At 54.1% G+C, this 1,054-nt stretch carries 1 pseudogene; it reads right to left on the reverse strand.

What is annotated here, in order from left to right:
• Positions 1–1,054 (reverse strand): annotated as a pseudogene (locus tag HU727_RS25465) (type IV secretion protein Rhs); the annotation flags it as partial.

Here is a 1,054-nt window from a genome sequence, read left to right on the forward strand (position 1 = left end):
ACTCGCCATCGGTGAGTGTCAGCAATTCTTCGCCCGTCACCATCGATACGGGCTCGCCATTGGAGCATGTTTTGTCCACGCATTGCGCAGGTTCGTCCGCCGGGTTTTTCGACTGTTTTGGCGCATTGTCGACTGGTTCTACTTGCTCGATTCGCGATGCTGGCTCTGTTTTGCTGCGTGCTTGAATTTGTGCATCAGACTCGACTTTGCCGCCGCTGACCGGGGGCTTTTGCTTCGGCGAGGATGCCGTTTCCGCAGGTTTTGGAGAGGCGATCTGAACGTCAGCCTTACGCGCCGGGTTAAATTTCGAGTCGCCGTTTAGCAGCAAAGGCCTGGACGCTGCCGTATGAGGTGTGGCCTTGGATTTGCTGACGTTCATCAGCATTCCGGTGAAGTCTTGAATTAACTTCAAGACGTTACTGCTGCTTTGCACGCCTTTGATGAGCTTCGTGCCCACACGCACCGCCAGGCCCAGACCACCGGTCAGAATGACGCCTATGAGAATGTTCAGCAGGAACTCTGTCGACATTTGCGCCAGTACTTCCGCGCAGGTCTGTGGCGGCAACATCCTCACCCACGCCACGATCGCGGCGACGTAGGTCCACATCAGTGGCTCATCGCTGGCAATCAGCAGGGCAGTGTGAATGGCCTCGGCAGACGCGTCATAAATCTTCTTGATCTGTTCTTCAGTGAAAAACTTTTTAAGCTTCTCGTAGTTTTCGCGTGGATGCGCGACGAGGTCATAGAGGCTTTTAATATCTCCCCAAAGGCCCATGATCGCTTTCAGAAAGCCTTCCCATGCCGCCTCAAGTTCTTGAAGAGCACGACCCCCTAGCGAAGTATCGGTATGAACCTGCCATAGAGGCAGAAAACTGGTGCTCCATTGTGTCTGCAACCAGCCGCCCAGCTCGCCGATCACGCCTTGGTAAGAGTCGAACAAGCTATCGATTTGGGCAGGCGTAGGATTGGGGAAGAACGTGATTTTGTATTGCTGGTTGGGGGTGAGCCCAGAGACTTCAAGAATTCCTGTTGCGCCGATCGTTTTGTTAATCGC

The sequence above is a fragment of the Pseudomonas khorasanensis genome, from assembly GCF_014268505.2.
Taxonomy (GTDB): Bacteria; Pseudomonadota; Gammaproteobacteria; order Pseudomonadales; family Pseudomonadaceae; genus Aquipseudomonas; species Aquipseudomonas khorasanensis.